Origin of the sequence: Schauerella aestuarii (assembly GCF_009866805.1) — a bacterium.
Classification (GTDB): domain Bacteria; phylum Pseudomonadota; class Gammaproteobacteria; order Burkholderiales; family Burkholderiaceae_B; genus Schauerella; species Schauerella aestuarii.
Genome location: NZ_SIZW01000041.1, coordinates 289,590 through 302,932, shown reverse-complemented (window position 1 = coordinate 302,932; position 13,343 = coordinate 289,590). Strand labels below are relative to the sequence as shown.

Sequence of the window (13,343 nt, the reverse complement as noted above, 5' to 3'; positions counted from 1 at the left end):
TCCGCTTACACTAACCGTTATTCCCATACTCAATAACAAGCCCGGCGCGTAGTGGCAGACAACACGATCGGCGGGCCTTCAGGAAGTCGCCATGTCCATGCCCAGCCGCGTCAAGATTGTTGAAGTGTCGCCCCGAGACGGTCTGCAGAACGAAAAGCAGATCGTGCCCACGGACGTCAAGGTCGAACTCGTCGACCGCCTGACCCAGGCAGGCTTTCCCAACGTGGAAGCCACCTCGTTCGTGTCGCCCAAATGGGTGCCGCAGATGGCCGATGCCGCCGAGGTGATGGCGCGCATTCAGCGCCGCCCGGGCGTGGTGTATTCGGTGCTCACCCCCAATATGAAAGGCTTCGATGCCGCACGCGCTGCGGGCGCAGACGAAGTCGTGATCTTCGGTGCCGCCAGCGAGGCATTCTCGCAAAAGAACATCAATTGCTCGATTGCCGAATCGCTCGAGCGTTTCGCGCCGGTGGCGGAAGCGGCCAAGGCTGCCGGCATCCGTCTGCGCGGCAGCATCAGCACCGCATTGGGATGTCCGTATCAAGGCGACGTGCCGATCGAAGACGTGGTGCGCGTAGCACGCACGTTCATGGACATGGGCTGCGACGAAATCGATGTGGCCGATACCATCGGCGTGGGCACGCCGCAGCACGTGCGCAATGTGATGCGCGCCGTGACGGCGCATGTGGATCCCGCACGGGTGTCGGGTCACTTTCACGACACCTATGGTCAGGCGCTGGCCAATATCCTCGCTGCACTCGAAACGGATATCGCGATCTTTCATACGTCGGTGGCGGGCCTGGGCGGCTGCCCCTATGCCAAGGGCGCGACCGGCAACGTGGCGACCGAAGACGTGCTGTACATGCTGCGGGGCCTGAATATCGAAACGGGCGTGGATTTCGATGCCGTGGTGGATATCGGCCAATGGATGGCCGCGCACCTGGACCGCAAAGGATCGAGCCGCGCCGGCAACGCCGTCGCGGCAAAACGCGCAGCATAAATAAGCGCGCCCGAGCGACATGCGCCGCGCGCGCGCAACCGATGCATCAGCACGGCGCTCCAGTTGAACGCCGAGCCCTGACCGCGTGGTTGGCGGTCAGGCAGCACGCGCCAGACGGACCTCCTGCGTCGGTCCAGCGCAATGCACTCAGCGAATCGGCAGCGCGTACATCAAGCCGCCATCGGTCCACTGCGCGTTCAAGCCGCGCTTGATCTTCAGCGGGCTGCCCTGCCCCACGTTGCGTTCGAAGCTCTCGCCGTAGTTGCCCACTTGCTTGACGATGTTGTAGGCCCACTTTTCGTCAAGCCCAAGGTTCTTGCCGGAACCGGGCGTAACACCGAGGATGCGCTGGATATTGGGATTCGGGCTCTTGAGTTGTTCGTCCACATTCTTGGACGTGACGCCATACTCTTCCGTTTCGATCATGGCCGACAACGTCCACTTCACGACGTTCAGCCACGCATCGTCACCCTGGCGCACAAACGGACCCAATGGCTCTTTCGAGATGATCTCGGGCAGCACCACGTAATCGTCCGGGTTTTGCAGACGCGAAATGCGGATCGAGGCCAGACCCGACGCATCGGTGCTGAACACGTCGCAGCGGCCCGTGGCAAACGCGTTGACCACTTCGTTGAACGTTTCGATCACCACAGGGGAGTACTTCACCTTGTTGGCGCGGGCCCAGTCGGCCAGGGTGTTCTCGTTCGAGGTGCCGGTTTGCAGGCAGATGGTGGCGCCATCGAGTTCCTTCGCGCTTGCCACGCCCAACTTCTTCGGCACCAGGAAGCCCTGTCCGTCGTAGAAATTGATGCCGGCATGAATCAGCCCCAATGCCGTATCGCGTTGCTGCGTGACGGTGGTGTTGCGAGCCAGCAGATCCACTTCGCCGGACTGCAGCGCGGTAAAACGCTGCTGCGAATTGAGCGGCGTGATCTTGAACTTGCTTGCATCGCCGAACACGGCGGCCGCCACGGCACGGCAGAGGTCGACGTCGAGCCCGGTCCATTCGCCCTTGGCATCGGGCGCCGAGAACCCTGCGAAGCCGGTCGTGGTGCCGCATTGCACATGGCCGCGGTTCTTGACCGTATCCAATGTGGACGCGGGTTGGGCGGCAAATGCGCCCTGGCTCACTGCCGCCATCAGGGCTGCGCCCGCCAAACCTTTGATTAATCGCATGACATGTCCTCGGGTGTAGATCGATCGGCACCGCAGGTCGCGTGCCGGATGGCAAGCTTAGCCGCGCGCGCGGCGCCGTCCAAATAACTTGCGCGCAACCCCTTATAACCAAACTGCATCCTACATCCCGCGACCGCTGCGTGCGCGTCGACCGTGCCTGAAAAAGCGCACATTCTCGTCATGCAAAACTGCGCGTGTCGTCAATGATCTTGCCGTCGTTGGGCAAGCTGCCCGGTGCCACGCACGTGACTGACGCGCGCAGCTTGGTCACGTCACGCATCGATTCGGCCATGCGCGACGCCAGCGCTTCCGAGGCCGCCGCCGTTTCCACCGTCAACGTCATGGCGTCGGCGCCCGCCTCGCCCGAAATCGTCAGCCGCGCACGGCCGGCTTCCGGATAACGGCGCAGCACCTCAGCCACCTGCGACGGGTGCACGAACAAACCGCGCACTTTGGCGGTCTGGTCGGCGCGCCCCATCCAGCCCTTGATCCGGACATTGGTACGGCCGCACGGCGACGCACCCGGCATCAGCGCCGAAAGATCGCCGGTGCCGAACCGCACCAGCGGATAGTCCGGGTTGAGCGTGGTGACGACCACCTCGCCCACTTCGCCATCGGCCACGGCGTCGTCAGTGCCGGGGCGCACGATCTCCAGGATCACGTCTTCGCCCACCACCAGCCCTTCGCGTGCTGCCGTCTCGAAGGCGATCATGCCGAGATCGGCACTGCCGTAGGCCTGATAGCCCTCCACACCGCGCGCCTGCAACCACGTGCGCAAGGACGGCGGAAACGCTTCACCCGACACCAGCGCGCGCTTGAGCGATGGGAGCGCCACGCCGAGTTCGTCGGCCTTCTCCAGAATGATCTTCAAGAAGCTCGGCGTGCCGGTATAGCCGCCGGGTGCCAGATCGGCGATCGTGCGCACCTGCTGTTCGGTCTGACCCGTGCCGCCAGGAAATACCGTGCATCCCAAGGCATGCGCCGCCGTTTCCATCATCGAACCCGCCGGCGAAAAATGGTAGGCGAAGCAGTTGTAGACCAGCTCGCGCGAGCGGAAACCCGCGGCGTACAACGCGCGCGCAAACCGCCAGTAATCGGGCCGGCGGCTCTCGGGTTCGTAGATCGGCCCCGGTGACGAAAACACGCGGGCGGCATCGCCCCACCCGATTGCCGAGAAGCCGCCAAAGGCGCTGGCCGCACCGGCCGGCCCCGCCTCGCGCGCAGCGGTTTGCGCCTCGAGCAAGGCGTGCTTGCGCAGCACCGGCACCCGCTGCAGCGCCGCACGCGAGGTGACGGCCCGTGGATCCACCCCCGCCAGTTGCCGCGCGATGGCCGGCGCGCGCGCCACCGCTTGCGCCAGCGTCGCGGGCAGCGCGTGCATCAGCGCTTGCTCACGCGCTTCGGGCGCGCGCGTCTCCAATGCATCGAAAAATTCTGCCATGTGAACCTCTGAAGGGGAGTGCCGGTTAGGCCAGCCAGCGCTTGCGCCGACGATAAAATTTGTTGTCGCGAAAGCTCTTGCGTTCGCCGCTGGCGATGCCCAGATAAAACTCTTTCACGTCTTCGTTGCGCGCCAGGGCACTGGCCTCGCCGTCCATCATGACGCGACCGTTCTCCAGGATGTAGCCGTAGTCGGCGTACCGCAACGCGATGTTCGTGTTTTGTTCGGCGAGCAGAAAACTCACCTTTTCGCGCGTATTCAGATCACGCACGATGTGGAAGATTTCTTCCACGATCTGCGGCGCCAGGCCCATCGACGGCTCGTCCAACAGGATCATGTGCGGGTCGGCCATCAACGCGCGGCCGATCGCGGTCATCTGCTGCTCGCCGCCCGACGTGTAACCCGCCTGACTGGCACGGCGTTGTTTGAGCCGTGGAAAATACGCATACACGCGCTCGAGCGCGGCGTTCATGTCGCCGCGGTTCAAGCGGCGTGTATACGCCCCGGACAGCAGGTTTTCCTCGATCGTCAGATGCGCAAAGCAATGACGGCCCTCCATCACCTGCACCACGCCACGCTTGACCATATCGGCCGGCGTGAGCTTATCGACCCGCTCATTGCGGTAGCGGATCTCGCCCTTGGTGACGTCGCCGCGCTCGCCTTGCAGCAGATTGGAAATCGCCCGCAGCGTGGTGGTCTTGCCCGCTCCATTGGCACCCAGGAGCGCAACGATGCGCCCCAGAGGCACCTGCAACGACACGCCTTTGAGCACGAGGATCACATGGTTGTAGATGACCTCGATACCATTGACGTCCAGCAGCAGTTCGGGTGCCGGAGCCGCCGCGGACGGCAATTGAGCGGGCGATTCGATCATGACGCGTCTCCGATCAGCCGCAGGTGCGCGGCGTGATGTTCTTCTCTTTGGCGTAACGGGCCGCGGCATCCTTGACCAACGGGCCCACGATCGACTTGTCCGACGTATACCAGTCCGACACGATGTTGAACTTCGCACCATCCCACTGCACGATGCGCGACCAGTCGTCGCCCATGTGATTGGCGCACGAGGTTTTCACCGGCCGCATGATTTCGCCGAAGCCCAGCGCATCGAGCCGCTCTTGCGTGAGGTTGAGGTTCTCGAAGCCCCAACGCACCTGCTCCGGCGTCATCGATTTGCCCTTGCCGTACTTCTCCTGCGCAGCCCGGATGGCTTCCACCTGCAGCATCGAGATCATCATGCCGCGCGTGTGCGCCAGGGTGCCCAAGGTCGTGGTGCCGCTGCGATCGGCGCCCTCACCCTTGTCGTAGACGAATTTCTTGAGATCTTCGTACACCTTGCCCTTGGCGCCGCTGTTGTGAATCGTGACGGCGTTGTAGCCTTTGGCGACCTGCCCCAGATCCTTCACGTCGCCTTCCGAACCTGCCCACCAGATGGCGTACATTTTCTCGCGCGGATAGCCGCTGGCCTGCGCTTCACGAATGGCCGTCGGCGTCATGATGCCGGCGCTCCAGAGCAGCACGTAATCCGGACGTTGCTGACGAATCTGCAACCAGGTCGATTTCTGTTCGACGCCAGGCGCCGTCACCGGAAAGAGCGACAGCGCGAAGCCATTTTTCTCGGCCCGTTTCTGCAAAAGCGCGATCGGCTCCTTGCCATACGGCGAGTCGTGATAGACCAGGGCGATCTTCTTGCCCTTGAGCTTGTCTTCACCGCCTTCTTTCTTGGCGATGTCCTGGATCATGGTGTCGGCCGCGGTCCAGTACGTGCCCAACAGCGGGAAGTTCCATTCGAACACCGTGCCGTCGGCCGATTGCGAGAGACCGTAGCCCACGGTTTCGACCGGCACCTTGTCGATCGGCGCCTTGTCGCTGATGGCGAAGGTAATGCCGGTACTCTGCGAGTCGAAGCCCGATGCGCCCGTGGGGCCCTGGCCCTTCAGACGCTCATAGCACTCCACACCGCGATCCGTGGCATACGCCGTTTCGCATTCTTCATACGTGATCTTCACGCCGTTCACGCCGCCATCGCGCGCGTTGACCAGCTTGAGGTAATCCAATTTGCCATCGGCCCAGGGAATGCCCAGCGGCGCGAACGAGCCGGTGCGATAGACCAGCAGCGGCACGAACTGATCGGCGGCCTGGGCCGGCATTGCGATGGCGCCCATGGCGCTTGCCACGCCGGCGACCGCCAATATGCGTGCGACGGACTTGATGTTCAGACGTTTCATCTCCACTACCTCCAGACGGTGTGCCAGCACACCAGGATTGGCCCGGTCTATTGCCAGGTATTCAATTGGCGCCGGAGGGTGCTCCAGCGGCCATCATTCGTGCGTCAAGACTTCGTCATTCAAGACAACTCAATGCGGAAACGGCCAGATGCGCAGCTTCTCGCGGCCGATGCTCCACAACCGCGCCAGACCGTGCGGCTCCGCAATCAGGAAGAACACGATCAGCGCGCCGAACACCATGTGCTCGATGTGCACGATCAGATCCACCGGCAACGGCAGCCCAAGCCAACGCGGAATGCCCGACAGCGCCACCGGCACCAGCACGATGAACGCCGCGCCGTAGAAGCTGCCGACGATCGAGCCGAGCCCGCCGATGATCACCATGAAGAGCAATTGGAAGGAGCGGCTCAAGTCGAATGCCAGGGGTTCCCATGAGCCCAGGTGGATAAAGCCCCACAGCGCGCCGGCCACGCCCACGATGAACGAGCTCACCGCAAAGGCCGTGAGCTTGGCGTACATCGGCCGGATGCCGATCACGGCGGCTGCCACATCCATATCGCGAATCGCCATCCATTGGCGGCCGAGCGCGCCGCGCACCAGGTTCTTGGCCATGAGCGAAAACACCACGACGAAGAGCAGCACGAACAGGTACTTCTGCATCGCGCTATGCACCGGCAAACCAAATGCGAACAGGGCCGGCACGGACACGTTGCCCGAAGACGAGTAGTTGGTGAAAAACGGGATACGCAGGAATGCCCAGTCGATGAAGAACTGCGCCGCCAGCGTGGCCACCGCCAGATACAGCCCGCGAATACGCAGACTGGGAATGCCGAACGCCACACCCACCACCGTGGCGCATGCGCCGCCCAGCAGAATCTGCGCCAGCAGCGGCATGCCGGGAAAACGCGTGCCGAAGTTCCAGGCGGCATAGGCGCCTACGGCCATGAAGGCACCCGTACCCAACGAGATCTGGCCGCAGTAGCCCACCAGAATATTCAGGCCCACTGCCGCCAGCGACAGGATCAGGAACGGAATCAGGATGGCGCGCAGCAGATAGTCGCTCGCCAGCATCGGTACGCCGATGAACGCGATCGCCAGCAGGATGAGGATGGCGACGCGGTCCTGCAGGATCGGGAAGATCTGCTGATCGGCGGCATAGCTGGTTTTGAATTGACCGTTTTCGCGATAGAACATGGCGGTGTTTCCTCAGACCCGGTCGATGATTTTTTCGCCGAACAGCCCTTGCGGCCGAAACAGCAGGAAGACGAGCGCGAGCACGTAGGCAAACCAGATCTCGATGCCGCCGCCCACGAAGGGGCCCAGATACACCTCCGAGAGTTTCTCGCCCACACCGATGATGAGACCGCCGATGATGGCGCCCGGCACCGAGGTCAATCCGCCCAGGATGACCACGGGCAACGCCCGCAGCGCTGCCGTCGAAAGGGTGAACTGCACGCCGAACTTCGAGCCCCAGATCACACCCGCGACCAGCGCCACCAGGCCCGCCACACACCACACGATGACCCAGATGCGATTGAGCGGAATGCCGATCGATTGCGCGGCCTGATGATCGTCGGCCACTGCGCGCAAGGCGCGCCCCGTGGCGGTGAATTGAAAGAACACGGCCAGCGCCGCGACCAGCAGTGCGGCAATCACCGCGGCCGTCAGATCCTCCAGACTGATCAACAAACCGCCCTCGAAAATCGATTCGAGGATGAACAACGGCTCCTTGGGCATGCCCACATTGATCGAATACACCGAACTGCCGAAGGCAATCTGGCCGGCGCCGTCGAGAAAATAGCTGATGCCCAGCGTGGCCATCAGCAAGGTGGCCAGATCCTGATTGACCAGATGCCGCAGCACCAGACGCTCGATCACCACGGCCAGCAGGAACATCATCGCAGCCGCCACAATGAAGGCCAGCACGTTGGCCAACAGCATGTTCTCGAAGCCGAACCAGCGCGGAATCCATTCCGAGAAGCGCGCCATGGCGAGCGCGGCCACCAGCACCATCGCCCCTTGCGCAAAGTTGAAGACGCCCGATGCCTTGAAGATCAGCACGAAGCCCAACCCGATCAGCGCGTACAGCATGCCGCTCATCAAGCCGCCGAACAGGGTTTCCAAAAAGAATGCCATGGTGTGTGTTCCCTTGTTCGCTCAGTGGGCCACGCCGAGATAGGCGCGCACCACATCTTCGTTGGCGCGCACCGCTTCGGGTTCGCCGTCGCCGATCTTCTTGCCGTAGTCCAGCACCACGACACGATCCGAGATATCCATCACCACGCCCATGTCATGTTCGATCAGCACGATCGTCGTGCCGAACTCGTCATTCACGTCGAGAATGAAGCGGCTCATGTCCTGCTTCTCTTCGATGTTCATGCCCGCCATCGGCTCATCGAGCAACAGAATGCGCGGCTCCATCGCCAGCGCACGCCCAAGATCGACGCGCTTTTGCAGGCCGTAAGGCAAGCGGCCCACAGGCGTCTTCCGAAAGGCCTGGATCTCCAGAAAATCGATGATGTTCTCGACGAACTGGCGATGCTGCATCTCTTCACGTGCCGCCGGCCCGAGCCGGATCGCCTGCGCGAAGAGGCTGCTGGTCATGCGCAGGTTGCGGCCGGCCATGATGTTGTCCAGCACGCTCATGCCCTTGAACAACGCCAGATTCTGAAACGTACGCGCCACGCCCATCTCGGCCGCGCGCCGCGGCGTCATGCGGCGAAACTGTTCGCCGTGCAGTCGGATCTCGCCTTGCTGCGGGGTATAGACACCGTTGATCACGTTGAGCATCGAGCTTTTGCCGGCGCCGTTGGGGCCGATGATGGCGCGGATCTCATGCTCGCGCACATCGAAGGAGATATCGGTGAGCGCCTTCACGCCGCCGAAGGCCAGCGAAATGTGCTGCAGATCGAGGATGACCTCGCCGATGCGGTCGTTGCGGGATGTCGATTGCGTCATGGTCAGGCGGCCTTGGCTTGCGCGCGCACGGGAAGCGTGCGAGCCGTGGCGATCCGCAGGTCAGCCGAAACGCGGCCGGAGCGGCCGTCTTCGAACTTCACTTCGGTATCGATATATTGGCTGGTGCGGCCTTCGAACAAGGCGTCCACCAGCACGGCGTACTTGGTGGCGATGAAGGCGCGGCGAACCTTGCGGGTGCGCGTCAGCTCGTCGTCATCAGGATCCAGCTCCTTGTGCAGAATCAGAAAGCGATGGATCTGCGAACCCGACAACTGCGGATCACCCGCGAGATCGGCATTCACCTGTTCCACGCATTCGGTGATGAGGTCGTACACCTCGGTCTTGCTCGCCAGATCGGTATAGCCGGCGTATGGCATGCCGCGACGCTCAGCCCAATTGCCCACCGCTTCGAGATCGATGTTGATGAAGGCGCACACCTCGTCGCGATTGGCGCCGAAGGCCACCGCCTCCTTGATGAACGGAAAGAACTTGAGCTTGTTTTCGATGTACTTGGGCGCAAACAGCCCGCCGTCGGCGAGTTTGCCCACATCCTTGGCGCGGTCGATGATCTTGAGTTGGCCTTCTTCGTCCAGGTAACCCGCGTCGCCCGTGAGAAACCAGCCCTCGGCATCGAATGCCTCACGCGTGGCGTCGGGGTTGCCGTAGTATGCCTTGAAGAGCCCCGGACTCTTGACCAGAATCTCACCGTTGCCGGCGATCTTGATCTGCACACCTGCCACCGGCGGCCCAACCGTATCGGCCCGTACGCGGCCATCGGCCTGCACGCATACGAATACCGACGTCTCGGTCGATCCATACAGCTGCTTGAGATTGATGCCGATCGAGCGGTAGAAAACGAACAGGTCGGGCCCGATGGCTTCGCCGGCCGTATACGCCACGCGCACGCGGCTCATGCCCAGGCTGTTGCGCAGCGGGCCATAGACGCAGAGGTTGCCGACGCCGTACTTGAATCGGTCCCAGGCGCTTACCGATTCACCATCGAGAATGCGTGTGCCGACTCGGCTGGCCAAGGCCATCGCGCGCTTGTACATGGCGCGCTTGATCCGGCTCGCGTCTTCCATGCGGATCGTCACCTGCGTGAGCAAGGCCTCGAGCACGCGTGGTGGCGCAAAGTAATAAGTGGGGCCGATATCGCGCATGTCGATCGCCACCGTCTCGGGCGATTCGGGATGGTTGACGGTAAATCCCGTCACCAACAACTGCGTGTACGAAAACATGTTTTGCCCGATCCAGGCGGGCGGCAGATACGCCAGTACATCCTCGCGATCGGTAAGATTTTCGAGCTCGGCAATCGCCTGCGCGCGGTCGATCAGTGCGTGGTGAGTGAGCACCACGCCTTTGGGCTTGCCGGTGGTGCCCGAGGTGTAGAACATCGCGGCCGTGTCGTGCGGGTTTACCGCCGCCGCAGCCTGGGTGACGTAGTCGGGATGCGCGGCGGCATGATCCCGGCCCTGCTGCTCGGCGGCTTCCCAGGCCACCAGCATCGGATCGCTGTAGTGGCGCAACCCACGCGGATCGTCATACACCACATAGGCCAGATCGGGGCACTGCCCACGGATCTCCAGCATCTTGTCGACCTGCTCCTGATCCTCCACCACCGCCACGCGCACGGCGGCATCCTGCAGCACATAAACCATTTCCTGCGCTACGGCATCCTGATAGAGCGGCACCGGAATCGCGCCCAGCATCTGCGTGGCCATCATCGCGATGTACAAGCGTGGCCGGTTCTCGCCCACCACGGCCACATGGTGACCGGATCGCACGCCGAGTGCGGCCAGACCATGCGCCATCGTTCGGGCGGCATCGGCCACATCGCGCCAGGACAGGGTCTGCCAGATGCCGAGATCCTTCTCGCGGATCGCGGGCCGGTCGCCGCGGGCGGCGGCATGGGCGAACAACAGCGACGGAAAGGTATCCGTCGCTGCCGGCATCGGTGGGGATGCGGGCAGGGCGTGCTCCACGTTGTCTCCTGTCGGTCATTCCGCCGTCGACTTAACGCCGGATGCCGCTGCTTTTAGATGTTTAGATTTATTGCAGGACATAAGGTATAAGCATTTAGCGCCGACCAACTGTCGCGAGCATGACATTCGCGCACGTTCAAGGGTATACACCGATGCAGCTGTCCGACTCCCTCCACTTAGCCGCCGCCTGGTTTCGTCAACTCGACGCCGACCAACGGGCGCGCGTGGAGCAGGACATCACGGTGGCCCATATCGACGCCGGCGCCATCGTCGAACGCAAGGGCGAACTTGCGCAGGCCTGGATCGGCGTACTGTCGGGACTGGTGAAAGTGTCGGTGGGCAATGCGGATGGCAAGCAGGCATCGCTTACCGGCGTACCGGCCGGCGGCTGGATCGGCGAGGGATCGCTGCTCAAGCACGAAATCCGCAAGTACGACGTGGTGGCCTTGCGCGACAGCGCCATCGCGCGCCTGCCGGCGGCCACGTTCGAATGGCTGCTCGATACCAGCTTTCCGTTCAATCGCTATTTGCTGCATCAGCTCAACGAACGCGTCGCCCAATTCATCGGCAAGGCTGAAAACGACCGGCTGCTCGATGCCGATGCACGCGTGGCGCGCTGCCTGGCGGAGCTTTTCAATCCCCTGCTCTATCCCGGCATGGGCATGCGCCTGGCGATCACGCAGGAAGAGGTGGGGTATCTCGCGCGCGTTTCACGCCAGCGCGCCAATCAGGCGTTAAGCACATTGGAAACGGCTGGCCTGCTGCACGTGGAATACGGCGCCGTGCGGGTGCTCGATATCGACGGCCTCAAGCGGTACAAAGGCGACGAAGACGCGCAGCATGCCGAGGACAAACTCGCGGCGCGCAAAGCGGCGCAAACGCACTCGGCTTGACGTGATTCAGGTACAGCACCGTCGATGCGGCCGCTGCGTGGTGCTGCGCCCACGCCGCCGCCCGCGATATCATTGACCCAAATGAAAATCCAACTGCTCTCGGATCTGCATCTCGAGAACGATCCCAGCTTTGAAGCGATCCCCGATCCTGCGGCCGACCTGCTCGTGCTGGCAGGCGACGTGGGGTCGTATCAGAACGGCTCGCGCCTTGAAGAGGACGACTACGGCCTGGCCCGCTTCTCGCCGCGCCATGGCTGGCCGGCACCCGTGCTGTTCGTACCCGGCAACCACGAATACGACAGCGCCGATTTCGACGCCACGCATGCGCGCCTTCGCGAATTGTGCGATGGGCTGGATATTCAATGGCTGGAACGCGAGACGCGCATCATCGACGGCGTGCGGTTTGTTGGCACCACGTTGTGGAGCGATTTCGACGCACTCGTTGAGCCACGCGACGATATGACCCAGGCGCTGCGCAAACGCGGCAAGGCCTTTCGCGCGGCCAATTTTTATCTGGAAAAGGCCGGCACCACGCGTAATGGAATGCCGTTCATGGCCGAGGAGATGCGTGAGCACGCATTGGCATGCCAAGCGTGGCTGACCGAGGCACTGGATACGCCCTTCGATGGCCCGACGGTGGCGGTCACGCACTTCGCCCCCACGCTGGCCAGTGCCGACCCGCGCTATGGACTTACGCCGGGTACGGCCGGTTTCTGCAACCGGCTCGATGCGCTACTGCCCAAGGCGGACGTGTGGCTGCATGGCCATCTGCACTGTGCCTTCGATTATGTGAAGGACGGCTGCCGCGTCGTGGCCAACCCGCTGGGGTATGAAAAGAAAGGCGAGCAGGTGGACTTCAAGCCGCAGCTGACGATCGAGGTCAATGCGCGCTGATCCGGTGCCGGTGCGATGACCGTGATCGCTCCGTATCGTTAAGTTAAACGAGCACTTCCAGACCGTGCTTCTTTACGACCTGCAGTAGCTTTGCAGCCATGCCGCGCGGTTGCTTCAGACCCGCTTCCCACGCGCTCACCGTGGCTGTTCGGGTGTTGAGGTAATGCGCAAACACGGCTTGACTCACCTTTGCCGCCCGACGCATACGAACGATGTCGTCTGGATGCAGAGGCGACGCTGCCTTGAGGCACATCGCATCGAATTCGAGCATTTTCGTGTCATCGACCCTACCGGCTTCGCGCAAATCAGAAACAGCGCTGTGTATCGCCTCAAAGGCAGGTGACTTGAATTCTTGCAGGGGTTTGGCTTTCATGTTGGCAGATCTCGTTCAACACACAGAGCGAATTTTTTCCAGCAAGGTTGGCATCTTTAGAATATAACGCGGCCATTTCGCGAAACGCGAGAAGTTCGTCTCGCGAGATATTTGCACGATCGCGCTTTTGGAAAAGGTAAACGAATATCCACCAGTATCCCGCCTTTGCGAGCACGATTTCACGATAAAGATTTTTTTCTGCGCGCTTCTTCCACACCCCCCCGCCCAGGTTGTCACCCTGACCCAGCGATAATTCTCTCGAGGCCTTGCAAAGCGCTGCTTCCGAAATACCCGCTCGAGCCGCCGCCTTTGCGAACCAACGCGTTGTAAATACCCTGCAACGTTCACAACTAGACCGCACTGCCTTTCCCTGCTCATGATCGGGCGATCAAATTAGCAGG

At 62.3% G+C, this 13,343-nt stretch carries 13 protein-coding genes; 3 read left to right on the top strand and 10 right to left on the bottom strand.

Translation table 11 applies throughout. From position 1 onward, the window contains the following. Positions 1-91 precede the first annotated feature (91 nt). Positions 92-1,000: a hydroxymethylglutaryl-CoA lyase gene (locus EYW45_RS12295; RefSeq protein WP_161135701.1), complete on the top strand. Its 909-nt coding sequence runs from the start codon at positions 92-94 to the stop codon at positions 998-1,000. A gap of 147 nt (positions 1,001-1,147) precedes the next feature. Here the strand turns inward: EYW45_RS12295 and EYW45_RS12290 are convergent, their stop codons facing one another. The 8 genes from EYW45_RS12290 to EYW45_RS12255 form a co-directional block, all read right to left on the bottom strand. After that, the gene (locus EYW45_RS12290; RefSeq protein ID WP_161135700.1) at positions 1,148-2,176 is read right to left on the bottom strand and encodes an amino acid ABC transporter substrate-binding protein; all 1,029 of its coding nucleotides are present in this window, start codon (positions 2,174-2,176) and stop codon (positions 1,148-1,150) included. A 178-nt stretch (positions 2,177-2,354) separates the two neighbouring features. Further along, positions 2,355-3,617: a phenylacetate--CoA ligase family protein gene (locus tag EYW45_RS12285; protein ID WP_161135699.1), complete on the bottom strand. Its 1,263-nt coding sequence runs from the start codon at positions 3,615-3,617 to the stop codon at positions 2,355-2,357. A 25-nt stretch (positions 3,618-3,642) separates the two neighbouring features. Next, positions 3,643-4,491: an ABC transporter ATP-binding protein gene (locus EYW45_RS12280; protein WP_161135698.1), complete on the bottom strand. Its 849-nt coding sequence runs from the start codon at positions 4,489-4,491 to the stop codon at positions 3,643-3,645. Positions 4,492-4,504: 13 nt separating this feature from the next. Beyond that, entirely contained in the window at positions 4,505-5,842 is a 1,338-nt protein-coding gene (locus tag EYW45_RS12275) for an ABC transporter substrate-binding protein (protein WP_161135697.1), read from the bottom strand. Between the two features lie 129 nt (positions 5,843-5,971). Further along, positions 5,972-7,036 (bottom strand): branched-chain amino acid ABC transporter permease, encoded by a 1,065-nt coding sequence (locus tag EYW45_RS12270; protein WP_161135696.1) that lies wholly within the window; start codon positions 7,034-7,036, stop codon positions 5,972-5,974. Positions 7,037-7,048: 12 nt separating this feature from the next. Continuing rightward, positions 7,049-7,978 (bottom strand): branched-chain amino acid ABC transporter permease, encoded by a 930-nt coding sequence (locus tag EYW45_RS12265; protein ID WP_161135695.1) that lies wholly within the window; start codon positions 7,976-7,978, stop codon positions 7,049-7,051. A gap of 21 nt (positions 7,979-7,999) precedes the next feature. Continuing rightward, positions 8,000-8,800 carry an ABC transporter ATP-binding protein gene (locus tag EYW45_RS12260; RefSeq protein WP_161135694.1) on the bottom strand — a complete coding sequence of 267 codons (801 nt, stop codon included), beginning with the start codon at positions 8,798-8,800 and terminating at the stop codon, positions 8,000-8,002. A gap of 2 nt (positions 8,801-8,802) precedes the next feature. Then, on the bottom strand, positions 8,803-10,782 hold the full coding sequence (locus EYW45_RS12255; protein ID WP_161135693.1) for an AMP-dependent synthetase/ligase: 1,980 nt from the start codon (positions 10,780-10,782) through the stop codon (positions 8,803-8,805). Between the two features lie 152 nt (positions 10,783-10,934). Between EYW45_RS12255 and EYW45_RS12250 the strand changes: the two genes are divergently transcribed. Beyond that, a complete protein-coding gene (locus EYW45_RS12250; protein WP_161135692.1) occupies positions 10,935-11,675 on the top strand; it encodes a Crp/Fnr family transcriptional regulator in 741 nt (246 codons plus the stop codon). Between the two features lie 81 nt (positions 11,676-11,756). Continuing rightward, entirely contained in the window at positions 11,757-12,569 is an 813-nt protein-coding gene (locus EYW45_RS12245) for a metallophosphoesterase (protein WP_161135691.1), read from the top strand. 43 nt (positions 12,570-12,612) lie between these two features. On the opposite strand, the gene EYW45_RS12240 is transcribed toward EYW45_RS12245, so the two are convergent. Next, entirely contained in the window at positions 12,613-12,942 is a 330-nt protein-coding gene (locus tag EYW45_RS12240; protein ID WP_161135690.1) for a helix-turn-helix domain-containing protein, read from the bottom strand. Continuing rightward, complete coding sequence (locus tag EYW45_RS12235) at positions 12,899-13,303, bottom strand: type II toxin-antitoxin system RelE/ParE family toxin (protein ID WP_161135689.1); 405 nt, start codon at positions 13,301-13,303, stop codon at positions 12,899-12,901. Before EYW45_RS12235 ends, EYW45_RS12240 begins: the two co-directional genes overlap by 44 nt. Positions 13,304-13,343: the final 40 nt, after the last annotated feature.